This window comes from Treponema endosymbiont of Eucomonympha sp., assembly GCF_001028545.1.
Map to the genome: position 1 here is coordinate 1 of NZ_BBPW01000014.1, position 15,357 is coordinate 15,357.

Below are 15,357 nucleotides of genomic sequence, written 5' to 3' on the forward strand. Positions count from 1 at the left end.
GGGCGCAAATAATACCTAGCTCACCCTGAAACATTTGTGCCGCTGGATAGCATAAAATAAGGGTAAAAATGGACGAACATATAACACAAAACGAAGCGCTCGCCGCAGACAAATCCACCGAATTTTCGCTCCTCCCAATAAAGAAAAAGAAGTCCGGACGCGTACCCGACTTCTTCATAGCCGTGCCAGCCTTTCTTGCACTGGAAGCGTTCCAAATCAACACCGACGAGGACGACACGGGAGGGCAGCTATGGGTTCATAGACTCACAGGATATTACATAAAAAACCTGTCTGGGGGCATTTTTGCTGGTGTTCTCTCCCTCTCCGAGGAGCCCACAAGATTGTACAGAATCAGCGGGTGGGGGGACTATGTGCGAACGCTTCCAGAACGCGGTGAACTGGGCATCAATCTCGCTAAAAAGCACCCCTCGCTGCATCCCCTGACAGCACACGGTGAAGGAGAAATTTACCTGCACCGGAATAAGTTACAGGATATAATCGAAATAGCGAACCTTGCTATGAGCAAGGGCTGCGGGTTCACTGTACTCAGATTCGAAGGAATGCAGCTTGTCGACGCGGAAAAACGGAAACAGTATAGAGAAATGCTTGCAAAGGTATATGCAGGCACTTTGTTTTTGAATGCAGGCTACAGGAACGTTACGCCGTACCTTAACGCACCTTTGCCCGCCCCGCAAGCAACGTCGAGCGAAGGCATTTTTTTTGAAGGTCAGATTTTTGACGCATATGTATCTATTGCCAACTTTGTAAAGTCTGCAAAAAAATCTATCGTGCTGGTTGACAACTATATTGATGAGAGCGTCCTAACTATTTTATCAAAACGAAATAGCGGTGTGGACGCAATCATATATACGTCTAAAATTTCATCGCAGCTAAAACTTGATTTAGAAAAACATGACGCACAGTATCCACCTATCACGATAAACACATTCAAAAAATCACATGACCGTTTTCTGATTATTGACGATACGGTGTATCATTTCGGAGCGTCGTTAAAAGATTTCGGTAGAAAATGGAGCGCATTCTCAAAAACGGAGTTTAATGCTGCCGAATTGTTGCGCCGCATAAAAACCGATAAGCCAAAGGCGGCAGGGACAGCCGCACCGATACGCCCGCTTAGAGCAGTACCCCCCTGCGGAATACCGCCTTGACCCGCCCGTGAGCGTCTTTCCGGCGCGGGAAAAGGGCTTATGATATGAGTCATATTCTCCACGTCGACATAGACGCATTCTACGCTTCCGTCGAGCAGCTCGACGCCCCCGAATATCGCGGGAAGCCGGTGATTGTCGGCGGGCTGCCGGGCGACCGGCGGAGCGTCGTGTCGACCTGCTCGTATGAGGCGCGGCGCTTCGGCGTTCACGCCGCAATGCCCGTCGCGGAAGCGTACCGTTTGTGCCCGGAGGGGATTTTTCTCCGCGTCAGAATGCGCCGCTACCTCGAAAAGTCGGCGGAGGCGCTGGCGGTGTTCGGCGAGTTTTCCCCCGACGTGCAGCAGATTTCGATAGACGAAGCTTTCGTCGACCTTACCGGCACGGAGCGGCTCTTCGGCGCGCCGGAAGAAGCGGCGCGGAAGCTCAAGCGGGCGGTGCGCGAGCGGACGGGGCTGACGGTGTCCGTCGGGCTTGCGCCGAACAAATACGTCGCCAAAATCGCGTCGGGCATGTCGAAGCCGGACGGGTTTTACGCCGTGCCCGCGGGCGGGGAGGAAGCCTTCGCGCTCGCGCTGCCGCTCGAAAAGCTCTGGGGCGTGGGCGACAAGACGCGGGAGCGCCTGAAAACGGCGGGGTTCCGCACGGCGCGGGACGTTCACCGCGCCTCGCGCTCCGCGCTCGTGTCGCTGTTCGGGGAAGCGGGCGGGGCGTTCCTGTACCGCGCGGTGCGGGGCGAAGCCGCCGAGAGCTTCGGCGAGGAGCGGAAGAGCCGCTCGCTTTCCGCCGAAACGACCTTCGGCTACGACCAGACCGACCTGTCCGCCCTCGAAACAAGCCTGCTTGAACTGTGCCACACGGTCGTGTTCCGACTGCTGAGCAGCGGAAAAACGAGCAGGGCGGTGTGCCTGAAAATCCGCTACGCCGATTTTTCCACCGAGAGCGTACAGGAGACGTCGGCGCGGGAGATCTCGTCCGTTGACGCGCTCTATGAACGGGTCGCCGCGCTGTTCGGCAGGAAATACCGCCGCGGCGCGGGCGTCCGGCTGCTCGGCGTGGGCGCGCTCAACGTGACAGACGCTGCCGCGCCGGAACAGGGCGAGCTGTTCGACTTCGGTGAGCAGAAGCGGCGAGACGTGGAAAAGGCGATACTGTCGCTCCGCAAAAAGAACCCCGACGTCAGCCTTAAGAAGGCGCGGCTGTTCGCGCCGTCCGTGAAGTCGAATGCCTGAAGGCGGCTCTGTGCCTTAGCCGAATGACTATGGCGCTTTTCCGCGCGCCGGAGTTGAGGAGGATTTATGCGAAACCCTGCGCGGGCAGGGAGCGGCGCGGCGGCTTCCGCGCTGTTTGCTCTCTTGCTCGTTTCCTGCAAAACGATACGGACCGCGTCTTACGCGCTGGAAACGCCCGCGCTGGCGGCGGGAAGCTCCGTGCGGCTCGTCGTCGTCTCCGACCTGCACAGCACCGTTTACGGCACAGACCAAAGCCCTTTGCTGGACAGGATTGCGCAGCAGAAGCCGGATCTGATACTGCTGACGGGAGACATATATGACGACTCCGCGCCGGACGCGGGGGCGCACGAGGCAATTGCCGCCGACCGCTTCGGCGCGTACAAAGCCGCATTCCTGCGGCGGTTTTCTGCATAAGCGTTCGGCGGTAGCCGAACGTCCGAGTTCTCTGAAAGAACTCGGCATATATGCTTTGCCCCTATGCTTTCACCTATGGGCAAAGGCATAGAGGCACGTACCGACTGGGTTTGCCGAAAGCCGTCATGACGCGCACGCGGAACAGAGGCGCTGTCTAGGGCAGGAGAGAGGCACTGTTCTAGGCGGGAGAGAGGCTCTGTCTAGGGCGGGACAGAGACACTGTTCTAGGCGAACGAGAGGCTCTCGTGTGGGCGAACGAGAGGCTCTCGTGTGGGCGAACGAGAGGCACTGTTCCAGCCTGACGAGAACCTCCCGCGCGGGCGGCTCGCTTGCCGCCGCTTTTGCGCCTAAAACCTCTTGACAAAGCGCGAAACATGTTTTATGTTTTTATACATAGTAACTGTATTTCCGGAGGAAAAGAAAATGACCACGTTCAAAAAGGCAGCCGCAAGCGTTGCTTCAGTTATCGCCGTTGCAGGATTAGGAGCCGCTCTCTATTCCTGCGGCAGCCCGGCAAGTTCTCCAAGCGGGGATATAAGCAAAGGAAATCCTGACCGAAGGTCTTATTATAACCATATTTGGCTGGAAGGACCGGCGGGCAAGACAGAATTTGACGAAAACAGCGTGTGGGGAGCTGACGAATGGGAAAAACTATTTCACGCTTTTAAAAGAGGTGATAAAAGCTTTAAATATGGTTTCAATGGTGACAGTTATCAGGGCAGGTACGAGCGTCATTTGCGAGACGCTGGAATACCTTATATACGTAAGAATAAGGAGAGCAATGTTACTATTGTTGACGTAACAAAGATTATATCAATGGCAGGGCGTGAGCATTCAGTCATATTCGGCTGGGACATTGATTGGAAATAAAGCCTCTGCGGAACGGAACAGCGTTGCCCGAAAGGGCAGCGACCGAGTTTCTTGAGGGAACAGGCGTTCCCCGTAGGGAACGTCCGAGTTCTTTGAAAGAACTCGGCATATAGAGCGGGCTGGTGAACGGCATAGACGCGCAAGAGCGGGGCACACGCCCCGCTCTTTTTTTATGCCCGCGCGGGGAGTACCTGCCCGCCCTTGCAGGTGTCTCGTGCCCGCTCGTGCAGGTGTCTCGTGCCCGCCCGCGCAGGTGTCTCGTGCCCGCCCGCGCAGGTGTCTCGTGCCCGCCCTAGCAGGTGCCTCGTGCCCGCCCGTGCAGGAGACCGACACTAACCCGTGCGGGGGTCGGCTTCCCGCTTCTTTTACTAGCCGCCCGCCTCTATGCGGCGTTTGCCGTGCGCTTGCGGCGTGCGGCAAACTCGGTCGTTGCCCTTACGGGCAACGCGAAACTCGGTAGCAAGCCGCAGGCTTGCGGCGTATACTGCATAAACGGATAGCCCGCGTTAAGGAGCGTATATGCAGATTTCGGAATTGTCGGTGCGGAAGCCGGTAACGGTTACCATGCTGTATGTGCTGGTGTGCGTCGTCTCGCTGGTGTTCCTGCCGCGGCTGGGCATTGCGCTCTACCCGAACGTTACCCCGCCCTATATCAACGTCATGACTACCTATACCAACGCGGGACCGGAGGAAGTCGACAAGGCGGTTACGCAGGTTATCGTCAACCGACTTGAGCGCGTTGCCGACGTGAAGTCGATAACATCGCGCTCCTCGAGCGGGCAGAGCCGCATTCAGCTTGAGTTCGGCTACGACAAGAACCTGGACGAGGCGACGAACGACGTGAGCGACGCGCTCTCGCGGGTGCTGAACTCGCTGCCCGACGACTGCGGCGCGCCGTCGGTGTTCAAGTTCAGCATGAACGCGCGCCCGATTATGCGCCTCGCCGTTACGGGCGGCGCGAGCCTCGGCGAGCTGAAGACGCTCGCCGAAGACACCGTCTCGCCGCTCCTCGAGCGGGTGAGCGGTGTCGCCTCGGCGGAGGTGAACGGCGGCGCGGTGCGCGAGGTGCGCGTAGACGTGAGCAACAACCGGCTGGAAGCCTACGGGCTGACGCTCGGCACGGTGACCGCCGCGCTCGCCGCCCGCAACGTCCAGCTTTCCAGCGGGACGCTCACGCACGGCGCGACGGACTACGAAATCGTTACCGACGAGTACTTCAGGTCGCTCGGCGATATCCGGGACACGGTCGTCTCCGGCGGGGGCGGCGCGGCGGCGGTGCGGCTCAGCGACGTGGCGGAGGTGTACGAAGGCACTGAGCGCGGCAGAAGCCTCGTCTATATCAACGGGGAGCCGGGACTGTATATCAGCATTACGAACGAATCGGGCACGAACCCCTCGACCATATCGAAGGACGTGCACGCGGCGCTCGCGGGCATACGCGAAAGCCTGCCGAAAGGCGTGTCGGTCTCGGTGCTGAGCGACGACACCTCGCTCATAGACTCGACGCTGAACGAAGTATACAGCTCGGCGGTAACGGGCGCGGCGCTGGCAATGCTGCTCATATTCCTGTTCCTCCGCAACTTCCGCAGCTCGCTCATCATCGGGCTGTCTATACCGATTTCCATACTGATTACGCTCACGGCGATGGCGGCGCTCGGACTCACGATAAACATGATGACTATGTCCGGGCTGATTCTAGGCATGGGCATGACTGTCGACTCTTCAATAGTCATCATCGAGAACATTAACAAGCGGCGGAGCTGGGGCGAGAAGTCCGCGATAGCGGCGATACTCGGCAGCCGGAACATGCTGCTGGCGATTATCGCCTCCACGGCGACGACGGTGTGCGTGTTCGTGCCGGTGCTTATCTACCGGGCAGAGCTTGAGACTTTCGGCATGATGTTTCAGGAGTTGGTGGTTACCGTGGTGGTTTCGCTCGTCGCCTCGCTCATCGTGTCGGTAACGCTCGTGCCCGCGCTGTGCGGCAGCATACTCAAAATCGACACGCGGACGCAGAAACCGCTCCGCCATAAAATCCCCCGCGCCGTAGACCGCGCCGTTGCGGGCGCTTTAGAGGCGCTGGAAAACGGCTACGCGCGGGCGCTGCGCTTCGCGCTCCGCAACCGGCTGCTCGTCATGATGCTCGCCGTTTCCATGCTCATTCCGGCGGTGCAGCGCTTCGCCTCGGGCGGCATGAACCTTGCGCCCTCGTCGCAGGCGGACGATCAGGTGAACGTAACCGTGACGCTCCCCGTCGGCACGACTAACACCGAGGTGCGGAAATACCTGTTCGCGTTTCAGGATATTGTTACGGAAACGCTGCCGAAAGAGGCGTACAAGACCGTCGTGCTCAACACGGGGAACAGCAATTCCGGCACCATTCAGCTCACCCTGCCCAAGCTGAAGGAGCAGACACTGAGCGCGCGGCAGGTTCGGGACGCGCTTGAGCCGCATATGTCGCAGTGGAGCGGCGCGCGCGTCAGCTTTTCGTCGGGGCGCGGCTTCCGCTCGTCGGGCGGGGGGCTGGACATAAAGCTCGTGTCGGACGACGCGGCGGCGGCGTCCGCAGCGGCGGGCGACATTGCGGCGCTGCTGAAGGCGAAGCTGCCGCAGCAGCTCACGGACGTGGAGAACGGGCTTGAGGACGGCAGCCCGCGCTACGAAATCCATATTGACACGGACGCGGCGGCGGCGGCGGGCGTGAGCGTCGGCGCGGTTTCGGCGTTGCTGAAGACGGCGATAAGCGGCACGGCGGCGACGATATTCCACACGGGTGGGGACGACGCGAACGTCGTCGTGCGGCTTGCGGAGGAAAGCCTCCTCGAACCGTCGGCTCTGGGGGCTATCGGCGTCCAGAGCGCGAACGGGATTATGCCGCTGGACAGTTTTATCACCTACGCGAAGTCGGTGTCGCCCCAGCAGATTCAGCGGGAGGAGGGCGTGCGGGTCAGCCACGTTACGGCGGCGCTCGCGCCCGGCGCGGTTATGACCGACGCGCAGGCGGCGGCGGAGCGGCTTATCCGCGAGTCCGTCGTGCTGCCCGACACGGTGAAAATCGAGTACGGCGGCGACGCGAGCGATTTGAGCCGTCTGCTCGGCACCTTCGTATTCGTCATTCTGCTCGCGGCGTTTCTGGTGTTCGCGGTCATGGCGGCGCAGTTTGAGAGCCTTGTCGACCCGTTCATCATATTCGCCTCCATTCCGCTGCTGGCTATCGGCGTCATGCTTGCGCACGCGTTCATGAAGCAGCCGCTGTCGCTCTACTCGTTCGTAGGAATCGTCGCGCTCGTGGGAATCGTGGTGAACAACGGAATCGTGCTGGTCGACTTTACCAACCAGCTCGTCGACCGGAAGACGCCGGTGTTTGAAGCCTGCATAGAGGCGGGGCGGAACCGCCTGCAGCCGATACTCATGACGACGCTGACGACGGTGCTGGGAATGGTGCCTATGGCGTTCTTTCCCGGCGCGGGGGCGGAAGCCATGCAGCCGATTTGCCTGACCATTGTGGGCGGGCTTATGTCGGGCGCGTTCATGACGCTGTTCGTGTCGCCGGTGCTGTATTCGGCGCTGAACAAGCGGCGCGAGAAGCGCTTCAACGACCCCGAATCGCTCCTGAACCAGCTTGCGGAGCTCGACGCGCGCCCGGCGGCAACCCGGATTTCCTGAGGCAAGGCATAGGCGCCCGGCGGCAATCGGACGTCCGAGTTTTCTGAAAAAACTCGGCATAAAGGCAAACCCCGTGGCGTATAGGCAAAACAGAGGGGGCAAAGTCTCTGTGCCGCATCATGTAGGCACTTATGAAGCGGGACTGTCCGTCCGCATTTTAAATTGCCTGTCCGTGTTTCAGGTCTGTCTAGCCGCGTCTTATAATTGTCCGGTCGCGGGGTGGGTTTGGGCAGGCGCGTTTCAAAACCGTCCGGTTTCAACTCATGCCTGTTCGATTATGAAGCAAAAGGGCAATTTCGCGCCCCTATGGACGTGTTTTCGCCCTGTTTGGACGGATATACGCCCTCCGGTTGCCGCGCCGCCTGTAATAAGAATACGCGAAGCGGTAAAGAGAGTGTTCGGCGTATCAAGCGAACCGTTCGGTGCCCCCTTCGGACGCGCAGGCTTGTTTCGAGCGGGGGTGCCGGCGTTATTTTTCCCTGCCGAACACGCGGTAGTGTATCCACGGGAAGAGCGTATGTTTTTTTTCCGCTTGGACGAGCCATTCCGGGCTGACGCCGCGCGAGCCGAGCGAGTCAAACACCGTCGTAAGCGCCGCGACGCTTGCCGCAAACCGTTCCGTCGCGTAGCCGGGGAAAAGACGGTCGTGGAGCATTTTGGGCCAGTCGCTTGCCTGCGCCAGCAGCGTGTGCGCCGCGGCAACGTTGAGGGCGCTGAAACTAATCCCGTCGGTGCAGGAGAAACGTCGCGCCAGCTCGGTCATGCGCTCGCCCGCCTTCCGCGCATAGCGCAGCAGGTGCGCGTTGGAATTGTCCAGAAAGGTGTCCGCGCTGACAAACGCGCTCGGATACAGCGCGATTTTTTGCAGCGACGACTGGTTGTCAAGCAGCGCCACGTTCTGCGTCAGCAAGCCGGGATATTCGCTGCCGGAAAGCCGCAGCACCTGTTCGAGCCACCCTATGCCTTCGTGCCACTCCGCCCCGAAAAACTGCGCTCTGAACGCATACGCGAGCGACAAATCCGTCCCTGCGCCAGCCTGCTCCGCCTCGCCGAGCAGCTTGATTTTTTCGGCGAGGAACGCTTCTGCGTCCTTTTTTGCCTGCGCCTCTGCCGCGGCGGGGTCATAGCACGCATGTCTGTCCGACTGCGGACGGTATTTGTAGAGAGAGGGAATCCGTGCGCCGACTTCCCCGACAAAGCCGAAAGGCTCGCCCGCGTTTTCCTCGAACGTCGCGTCGCGGCGCTGATTGCGGTATACGCCGCGCTGCGGCAGCGAGGCGCTTCCGCCCGCCGCGCCCTCATACGCGCGGGCAAAGACGGCAAGCTCGTTTGCGCACCGCACTGGTGAAAACACGCCGCGCTGTGCGAGCGGTTTTCCGAGCAGCGCGGCGTGCGAGTCGGCTATCGTATAGTTCATATCGTAGGTGCGGAGCAGCCGTTCTATTCCGGCCGCGTACCCCATATACGGCAGCCAAAAACCCTCCGGCTTGGCTGAAAAATACGTTTTGTGCGAAAGCAGCCCGACTTCAACCTGCGCGCAGAGCGTTTTGGGCAGGTCGGCGTAGTGCGGCAGAAACGCATACGTCGCCGCGGTCGCCATGAGTTCGATATAGCCGCGCTCCGCGAACCGCTTGAAACCGGCAAGGATATCGCCGCCGTATTCGTCCGCAAACAGCCTGCGGTCTTCATTCGCCTTGGTGAGGCAGCTTTCCGCGAGCGCGCGGCGTTTATCCCCCGTACCGAAGCGCGAAAGCTCCCGCTCGCCGAACGCGCTGTTTTTATCGAGCCAGCCGAGATACTGCGTCTGCACCAGCGAATCGGTCAACAGAGCACACAGCGTCGGCGAAAAAACCATATTCAGGTGGAACGGCACGCCGTCTTTTTCAAGCGCGGCAAAGAGTTTCAGCAGCGGGAGATAGGTTTCGGAAATCGCAGTAAAAATCCCCGCCTGCTGAGGCGCGTATTTTTCGGCGTCTTCCTCGTGCCGGATATACCCTTCATGCGCGACTATCGTGAGCGTCAGGTTTTTTTTCGGCATAAGCGTGTCCCTTTAAGACGATTCACGGCGTTTCGCGTACTGTTCTTTGAGCAAATCCTTGTAGCCGGAAAGCGCGAGCAGCGGCGGAATGTCGTCCAGCGCTACGGCTTTGAAGTCGGGGACGCCGTGCGGCAGGTGCAGCACGGGAGAAGAAGTGAGAGCCTTCGGTGTTTTAGTTTCAAGCGACAGGTCGATTCTCACGTCCTTTTCCCCGGCGGGAAACAGCACGTACTGCGCCCGGTCGCGCAGGGACACCGGAAGGGCAAACGAATCGGCTTTGAGCGGGCTGCCGGCGGAATCAAAGAGCATGACGCGGAGCGCGAGCGGGGCGCGGGCGGCGCAGATAAACGACATATCGGCTTCGCTGATATCCCAATATACATAGCCCCACGACGGATTCCCGAACACCACGTCGACGCGTGTTTCGTTATACGTTTCGGGCAGCTCAAAGCCGTCCGCGGCAGGTTCGTCGGCGGTCTCAACAAGAGGCTCACTCTCGCCTGCTGTTTTTGTCATGATATCGAGCAATTCGGCTATGACGCCTGCTCTGTCGCTATCTTTGGGCATGTTTTCACCGTAGTTTTCCGCTAAAGCTACGAGGTCGGCTGGCGAAAGCGTTTCTAGGTATGCGCGGGTTACGGTTGGGGTAGACACAGGGGCATGATGATATGGAAGCCGTTTTAATGTCAAGCAGCCGCTTTGCGCTGCATGAACACTCTCTGAAACCCAGAGACAGTAAGTAGTGCCCTTTTAGATTTCCCGTGCGGTTTCCGCCGCGGGTTTCGCCCTGTTGCGCCGGTAAAAATCATGGAAGCATTACCCGCAGTTCTTCCGGGGCGTATCTGTGTGGAGGCTTGCTCAAAAATATATTTTGTGTTTATATATTAAAGAAGAGACAGCGCTGTCTCTTCTTCCTGTTTCCGGGTAACTTAAAACCCTTGTGCGAAAGAAAAAAGATTTAGGCGCTGCCCCCGCCGGTATGTCGAGGACACAGTCTCCCTCGAAATGCTGACGGCGGCAGGCGGCGCTCTTTTTTTCAGCGCGGGGCGCAGGTTCCCTGTTGCGATAGTTCGCCATACCTCGCCTATTGTGATATTTCACCATACTGCGATACTTCGTCCTATTGTGCTTGCTGCCGCGAATAGCCCATAGTACCGTCTATCATGCCGATAAAAATCCCGAAAGCGCTGCCCGCGTACAACGCCCTCCGCACGGAAAACGTCTTTGTCATAACCGACGCGCGGGCGAATCGGCAGGACATACGCCCGCTCAAAGTCGCTATCGTGAACCTCATGCCGACGACGGTCGAGACCGAAATCCAGCTTCTGCGGCTTCTGGGCAACACGCCGCTGCAGGTCGACATAACGCTGGTGCGAATGGGGAGTCACGAGTCGCGGAACGCGCCGCCCGGGCACTTGGAAAAGTTCTACGTGAGCACCGCAGAGGCAATGCGCGGGCGCTTCGACGGGCTGATTGTTACCGGCGCGCCCGTCGAGACGCTGCCCTTTGAAGACGTGGATTACTGGGGCGAACTGACGGAGCTGTTCGACTATTCGGAGACGCGAGTGTGGTCGACGCTGCATATCTGCTGGGGGGCGCAGGCGGGGCTGTACCACCGCTATGGCATTCAGAAGCGGCTGCTGCCGAACAAGCTCTTCGGCGTCTTTGCGCACGGCGTGAACGAGCGGCACAGCCCGCTGTTCCGCGGCTTTGACGACGAGTTCCTCGCGCCGCAGTCCCGCCACACCGAAATTGACCGCGCCGAAATCGCCCTCGCGCCCGCGCTTGCGGTGCAGTCGGAATCGCCCTGCGGCGGCGCGTTCATCGTTACCGCACGGGAGGGCAGGGAAGTGTACGTTACCGGTCATTTGGAATACGACTCCCTCACGCTCGACCGCGAATACCGCCGCGACGCGGCAAAAGGCGTGCCGGTCGCCGTCCCCATAAACTACTATCCCAAAAATGACCCTACAAAGCAGCCAATAGTCCGCTGGCGGGCGCACGCGCACCTCTTCTTTTCCAACTGGCTCAACTATGTGTATCAGGAGACGCCGTATGACCTCGCGTCTCTGGACAAGCCCCGCTGACGGCAGACCAGCCCCTCGGCGAGCCTTTACAAGCGCTTTTGCGCGGCTCATACAATTTTCCGGGCGGCGCATAAAACCTTGCGAGCGGCGCATAAAAGCCTGTGAGCCTCCCAAAAAATTTTGTGAGCGACGCATAAAATTTTATGAGCCGCGCATAAAAACCTGCGAGTCGCGCAAAAAATCCTGTGAGTGACTCATAAAACCTTGCGAGCTGCTCGCAAAAACCTGTGAGCGACTTATAAACGGTAATGCGGGGCGTGTTCGGCTTTGCCTCTCTGCCTTCTATCTCTATGCAATACAGAGGTCTTGCCGCCGGCGGGACAAGGGTATATGGAAAATGCCGGCGGACGCCGCGATAGGCGAGTCTGCCGGGATATCCTTATGATAGATTCGACGTATATCAAAGCACATGCGGCGCACGAGGCGGCAGCCACGACATTAGCCGCACAAAAAGGGGCTGAGCACAGCAAATTGCACCTTGCAGTTGACGAATACGGGATATCGGCAAGCGGCACTGTGACAAGCGGTACTGTCGCGGACTACAGCCAAGTGCCCTCCTTATGAAAGATTTGGAGGCGGAAATGTTCCTTGCGCCTGCCTGTCGTTCGGCTTTATCTATATGCCGAGTTCCTTGAGGGAACTCGGACGTTAGGATAAACGCCGTATTCGGCGTTTATCCTAACGCAAACACTTTGACAAGCGGCGCGGACGGCGCTATGATATGCGCATACGAACATTCTGCGTGGAGGCAGTATATGAAGAGAGTTTTCGGAGCGGCGGCGCTCATTACGGCGCTTGCTATGGCAGCGTGTTCAAACGCTGGGCTTCAGGCGGATTTCGCTGCACAGGCGGAGCGCGAGGCTGAGGCGCGGACGGCGGCACGGTCAAAATCCGGGGACTGTGGCAAAAGGATACATTTGCCGATTTTCTGTCATTCGACTGCGAAGAAGACCCTGTAACGTATGCGAAAACCTTGCTGCTCGTTTCGGGCATTGAGTCGGCTAATCTTGCCCTGTTTGAGGGTGAAGACGTTGCGTCTGCCGGGTATTGCGGTGCCGATTCAAACGGCGGGGGCGGCGCGCTGTTCCAGTGGGATAGAATCCCGCCGTACCAACAGCGTCAATACGGGCAGTACACTCTTTTCCTTTCGGCGAAACACTACGCGCCGGCTGAATAGCGGCGGGCGGGTTCCGCCCCGGGACAAGCGGGCACCGGGGCGCGAAAGTCGTCCGTATGACGGCAAAAAGCAGGGCGCGAGTCCTGCTTTTTTTACGCCCGCATCGCCGCCCGAAAACGGGCTTATCACCGATATTGACGCGCTGCCTGCGGCGCTTGCCGCTTCGGTGGGTGCGGACGAGCGGGCGTATATCGCGCGTCTTGCGGCGCAAGGGGGGCTGCCGTTCGCCGTTACGCCGCACTTCGCCTCGCTTGCCCGCTCCGAGCGGAGCGACCCTATCCGGCGGCAGTTCTTCCCCGACCCGCGCGAGGGCGCTCCCGACCCCGCCGCGCTCGCCGACCCGCTCGGCGAGGCGCTGCACCGCGCGGCGCCCCGGCTGGTGCACCAGTACCGCGACCGCGCGCTCCTGCTGGCGGGCGGCACCTGCGCGGGCTTCTGCCGGCACTGCTTCCGCCGCGTGTGGCTCGGAACGCGGCAGCCGTTCATAGGCGGCGCGGAGCTGCAGCCGGCGCTCGCGTACCTGTCCGCGCACCCCGAAATCCGCGAGATACTGGTATCCGGCGGCGACCCGCTGACGGCTGACGACGAGGCGCTCTCCGCGCTGTTTGAGGCGCTGCGGAACGCCCGTCCGGCGGCGTTGCTCCGGCTCTGCACGCGCGCGCCCCTTACCGACCCGCAGCGGATCACCGAAGGCGCTATCCGCCTGTTCCGCCGCTACCGACCGCTCCGCCTCGTCGCGCACATAAACCACCCGCGGGAACTCTGCCAAGCGGCAAAGAGCCGCCTGTCCGCCTGCGCGGAAGCGGGAATCCCCGTTCACGTGCAGACGGTGCTGCTCCGCGGGATAAACGACGACGCTGCGGTGCTGGCGGAGCTGTTCCGTGCCTGCCTCGGCGCGGGACTGACGCCGTACTACCTCTTTCAGCTTGACCTTGCGCCGGGCACCCGCCACTTCCGCGTGCCGCTGGAGACGGGGCTTGCCCTGTACCGCGAGCTTGCCGCGCTCATATCCGGTTTGGCGCTCCCCGCGTATGCCGTAGACCTGCCCGGAGGCGGCGGCAAAATCCGCCTCCGCGACGGAGTCATCGCGGGCACGGCGGAAACCCCCGCGGGCACTATGTACCGCCTTCTCGACGCGCGCGGCAAGGCGTGGCTGTATCCGGCAGACCGCCCGGACCCCTGAACGGCTACCCCGCGTAATCCGGGCGCGGCGGGCATAAGGCAAGCCTTCGGCTTTTCACAAAAGCCCGTGCCTTGTTATATTCACTATGCTCTGGACCGTCAGTACCGCAGCGTTTTTTCGCGCTATCCAGCATTCTCTGGCGGGCACCGCCCTCTCTGTTTCGCCGGAAGCGTTCCCGGCGAAAACCGGAGCTATATAAACGCCACGTCACTTGCCCGCTGTTCTTTAATCCCTTTGGGTTTAATTCCCCGCCTGTTAGGGTGGTTAAAACCTTTGCGTATGTGGGGGATATGTTCCCCCACATACGCAAAGGTTTTAAGAAGAAATCTTCAATACCGCGCCTTTTAGAGCGAGAATTATTTATTGCCATCAGTCAACAGAGGATGTCTTGCTTATTTTTGAATCCAGCGGAAACATCTTCGATATGTCTACGCCTTCCAACTTAAGCGCGGCGGCGATCTGTTTTAATACGCCGCTTTTTGCCCATCGGCTAAGCCGCACGTAAGCAGTGTGCCAGTTGCCGAACTTTTTGGGCAACGTCCACCATGAGCACCTGTTTCCCCATATAGACAAGCGCGTTAAACGCGGTTACGTTCTCTATCTTTACGTTTCCCCGCTGCTTCGGCAGCAACTCTTCTATTTTTTGATATTATTCTTCGTTCAATTCCACCTATGTGTTTTATCATATTTTGTGCAGTGTGGGTAAGGGGAAAAATGCAGGCATTCGCTGGCGCGATATAAGCGCGGATAACGGTTCCGCCTTCGGGCGGATTCGCAGCCCTCTGCATGCTGCTGCCGTTTCTGTCGGCTCCGCTGTCCGCGCTGTTCTTCACCAGCCTGTACGAAAAGCATCTGGGCGGCTACACCGGGGACGCGCTCGGTGCGGCGGCGGACATATCGCGGAGACGCTGTGCCTGATCACCGAGTCGTCTTCAGCCGTTTGATAAAAGACAGACTTTACCTGCCGTTTACAGGGGAAAATATGCGTGTTATACTATGGCAACACATTCGGCGGTACGGAGGCGATTATGTCAGGCGTAAAAGCGCTCGCGATTATTCTGGGCGGAGGAAAAGGGACGCGGCTGTATCCGCTCACCAAAGAACGGTCAAAGCCGGCGGTTCCCTTCGGCGGCAAATACCGCATTATCGATATATCGGTGTCGAACTGCATAAACTCCGATATCAGGCAGGTGTATCTGCTGACGCAGTTCAACTCGGCGTCGCTGCACATGCATATCTCGAACACGTATAACTTCGACCGGTTCTCGCACGGCTTTGTGGAAATCCTCGCGGCGGAGCAGACGCTGGAGCATTCCGGCTGGTACGAGGGCACCGCCGACGCGGTGCGCAAGAACTTCATTCACTTTAAGACGCAAAACCCGACGCATTACGTCATCCTTTCGGGCGACCAGCTGTACCGCATGGATATTCAGCAGTTTTTGAAGAACCACCTCGACTCCGAAGCCGAAATCAGCATTGCCACGACGCGGGTGAACCGGGCGGACGCGTCCGGCTTCGGCATTA

Annotated in this window: 14 protein-coding genes; 11 read left to right on the forward strand and 3 right to left on the reverse strand. The window is 59.4% G+C overall.

Translation table 11 applies throughout. The features are described 5' to 3' along the window. The first annotated feature begins 68 nt into the window (after positions 1-68). The 5 genes from AWU74_RS12560 to AWU74_RS01480 all read left to right on the forward strand — a co-directional run bounded on the left by AWU74_RS12560 (position 69) and on the right by AWU74_RS01480 (position 7,348). Positions 69-1,169, forward strand: coding sequence for a hypothetical protein (locus AWU74_RS12560; RefSeq protein ID WP_062326896.1), 1,101 nt, complete (start codon positions 69-71; stop codon positions 1,167-1,169). Between the two features lie 44 nt (positions 1,170-1,213). Further along, positions 1,214-2,398 carry a DNA polymerase IV gene (gene dinB, locus AWU74_RS01465; RefSeq protein ID WP_062326898.1) on the forward strand — a complete coding sequence of 395 codons (1,185 nt, stop codon included), beginning with the start codon at positions 1,214-1,216 and terminating at the stop codon, positions 2,396-2,398. Positions 2,399-2,464: 66 nt separating this feature from the next. Further along, the gene (locus tag AWU74_RS01470; RefSeq protein ID WP_062326900.1) at positions 2,465-2,812 is read left to right on the forward strand and encodes a metallophosphoesterase; all 348 of its coding nucleotides are present in this window, start codon (positions 2,465-2,467) and stop codon (positions 2,810-2,812) included. Between the two features lie 381 nt (positions 2,813-3,193). Then, entirely contained in the window at positions 3,194-3,682 is a 489-nt protein-coding gene (locus tag AWU74_RS01475) for a hypothetical protein (RefSeq protein ID WP_062326902.1), read from the forward strand. A gap of 519 nt (positions 3,683-4,201) precedes the next feature. Beyond that, positions 4,202-7,348 carry an efflux RND transporter permease subunit gene (locus AWU74_RS01480; protein WP_062326905.1) on the forward strand — a complete coding sequence of 1,049 codons (3,147 nt, stop codon included), beginning with the start codon at positions 4,202-4,204 and terminating at the stop codon, positions 7,346-7,348. 469 nt (positions 7,349-7,817) lie between these two features. On the opposite strand, the gene AWU74_RS01485 is transcribed toward AWU74_RS01480, so the two are convergent. Both AWU74_RS01485 and AWU74_RS01490 read right to left on the reverse strand, forming a co-directional pair. Then, the gene (locus AWU74_RS01485; protein ID WP_062326907.1) at positions 7,818-9,386 is read right to left on the reverse strand and encodes a 1,4-alpha-glucan branching protein domain-containing protein; all 1,569 of its coding nucleotides are present in this window, start codon (positions 9,384-9,386) and stop codon (positions 7,818-7,820) included. A gap of 12 nt (positions 9,387-9,398) precedes the next feature. Next, positions 9,399-9,953 (reverse strand): DUF4912 domain-containing protein, encoded by a 555-nt coding sequence (locus AWU74_RS01490; protein WP_062326909.1) that lies wholly within the window; start codon positions 9,951-9,953, stop codon positions 9,399-9,401. 596 nt (positions 9,954-10,549) lie between these two features. Between AWU74_RS01490 and AWU74_RS01495 the strand changes: the two genes are divergently transcribed. The 4 genes from AWU74_RS01495 (at position 10,550) to AWU74_RS01510 (ending at position 13,833) form a co-directional block, all read left to right on the forward strand. After that, positions 10,550-11,473 carry a homoserine O-succinyltransferase gene (locus tag AWU74_RS01495; protein WP_062326911.1) on the forward strand — a complete coding sequence of 308 codons (924 nt, stop codon included), beginning with the start codon at positions 10,550-10,552 and terminating at the stop codon, positions 11,471-11,473. A gap of 381 nt (positions 11,474-11,854) precedes the next feature. Continuing rightward, complete coding sequence (locus AWU74_RS01500) at positions 11,855-12,037, forward strand: hypothetical protein (protein ID WP_162504645.1); 183 nt, start codon at positions 11,855-11,857, stop codon at positions 12,035-12,037. Positions 12,038-12,228: 191 nt separating this feature from the next. Continuing rightward, on the forward strand, positions 12,229-12,432 hold the full coding sequence (locus tag AWU74_RS01505) for a hypothetical protein (protein WP_162504646.1): 204 nt from the start codon (positions 12,229-12,231) through the stop codon (positions 12,430-12,432). Positions 12,433-12,495: 63 nt separating this feature from the next. Beyond that, positions 12,496-13,833, forward strand: a complete 1,338-nt coding sequence (locus tag AWU74_RS01510) for a KamA family radical SAM protein (protein WP_238580118.1) — start codon at positions 12,496-12,498, stop codon at positions 13,831-13,833. A 369-nt stretch (positions 13,834-14,202) separates the two neighbouring features. On the opposite strand, the gene AWU74_RS09870 is transcribed toward AWU74_RS01510, so the two are convergent. Next, complete coding sequence (locus AWU74_RS09870; protein ID WP_162504648.1) at positions 14,203-14,406, reverse strand: transposase; 204 nt, start codon at positions 14,404-14,406, stop codon at positions 14,203-14,205. 213 nt (positions 14,407-14,619) lie between these two features. Between AWU74_RS09870 and AWU74_RS09875 the strand changes: the two genes are divergently transcribed. Further along, complete coding sequence (locus tag AWU74_RS09875; protein ID WP_162504649.1) at positions 14,620-14,751, forward strand: adenosylcobinamide-GDP ribazoletransferase; 132 nt, start codon at positions 14,620-14,622, stop codon at positions 14,749-14,751. Between the two features lie 110 nt (positions 14,752-14,861). Beyond that, positions 14,862-15,357 (forward strand): sugar phosphate nucleotidyltransferase (locus tag AWU74_RS01515; RefSeq protein WP_162502418.1); only part of this gene is annotated, 496 nt, incomplete at its 3' end.

Excerpts from the sequence above, each read along its gene's own strand:
- AWU74_RS01505 (WP_162504646.1), top strand. The coding sequence starts at position 12,229 with ATGAAGAGAGTTTTCGGAGCGGCGGCGCTCATTACGGCGCTTGCTATG.
- AWU74_RS01475 (WP_062326902.1), top strand. The coding sequence starts at position 3,194 with ATGTTTTTATACATAGTAACTGTATTTCCGGAGGAAAAGAAAATGACC.
- AWU74_RS01495 (WP_062326911.1), top strand. The coding sequence starts at position 10,550 with ATGCCGATAAAAATCCCGAAAGCGCTGCCCGCGTACAACGCCCTCCGC.
- AWU74_RS01480 (WP_062326905.1), top strand. The coding sequence starts at position 4,202 with ATGCAGATTTCGGAATTGTCGGTGCGGAAGCCGGTAACGGTTACCATG.
- AWU74_RS01490 (WP_062326909.1), bottom strand. The coding sequence starts at position 9,953 with ATGCCCAAAGATAGCGACAGAGCAGGCGTCATAGCCGAATTGCTCGAT.
- AWU74_RS01500 (WP_162504645.1), top strand. The coding sequence starts at position 11,855 with ATGATAGATTCGACGTATATCAAAGCACATGCGGCGCACGAGGCGGCA.
- AWU74_RS01470 (WP_062326900.1), top strand. The coding sequence starts at position 2,465 with ATGCGAAACCCTGCGCGGGCAGGGAGCGGCGCGGCGGCTTCCGCGCTG.
- AWU74_RS01485 (WP_062326907.1), bottom strand. The coding sequence starts at position 9,386 with ATGCCGAAAAAAAACCTGACGCTCACGATAGTCGCGCATGAAGGGTAT.
- dinB (WP_062326898.1), top strand. The coding sequence starts at position 1,214 with ATGAGTCATATTCTCCACGTCGACATAGACGCATTCTACGCTTCCGTC.
- AWU74_RS12560 (WP_062326896.1), top strand. The coding sequence starts at position 69 with ATGGACGAACATATAACACAAAACGAAGCGCTCGCCGCAGACAAATCC.
- AWU74_RS09875 (WP_162504649.1), top strand. The coding sequence starts at position 14,620 with ATGCTGCTGCCGTTTCTGTCGGCTCCGCTGTCCGCGCTGTTCTTCACC.